The organism is Ruminococcus sp. B05, assembly GCF_003628495.1.
Classification (GTDB): domain Bacteria; phylum Bacillota; class Clostridia; order Lachnospirales; family Lachnospiraceae; genus Schaedlerella; species Schaedlerella hominis.
Genome location: NZ_RBZR01000063.1, coordinates 1 through 441 on the forward strand (window position 1 = coordinate 1; position 441 = coordinate 441).

At 37.4% G+C, this 441-nt stretch carries 1 protein-coding gene; it reads left to right on the top strand.

Annotation, left to right across the window (positions count from 1 at the left end):
* Positions 1-117 precede the first annotated feature (117 nt).
* Positions 118-285 carry a hypothetical protein gene (locus tag D8Q48_RS17350; RefSeq protein WP_165853758.1) on the top strand — a complete coding sequence of 56 codons (168 nt, stop codon included), beginning with the start codon at positions 118-120 and terminating at the stop codon, positions 283-285.
* Positions 286-441 lie beyond the last annotated feature (156 nt).

Consider the following 441-nt stretch of genomic DNA (forward strand, 5'->3'; position numbering starts at 1 on the left):
GTAGAATACAAGTCTATCTGAAAAAGATAGAAAAGATACGTGTTAAACGGATAAAAAAAGAGAAGTTTAAACATTTGTTGAAAACATTAGGATTATCAGCAGGAAGGAAGTGAAAGTATGGCTTTAAAAATTGTACGAAGATATGATGCGAACGGAAGGGAGCTTACGGAGAAAGATCTGGAAACCTTTCGATTGGATTCTCCTGTGGTTAGAGAAATATTGGCAAACCTTAATCGGGAGGTGGCGGAAGGAATCAGACAGAGGGAGAAAAAAGATGACGATTGAAGATGTAATTAAAAAATCGATTCTGCCACTGGCATTTATGGTATTCTGGTTTTGGATGACAAAAACAATTATGAAGGTCAGTGGACAGACGGATTGGTTCTGGTGGGTATTTATTGCTGGACTTCCATTTGGAATACATAAAATGCGGTTGATTCT

Bases quoted from the DNA above. Each gene is read 5' to 3' on its own strand.
- D8Q48_RS17350 (WP_165853758.1), top strand. From the start codon at position 118: ATGGCTTTAAAAATTGTACGAAGATATGATGCGAACGGAAGGGAGCTT.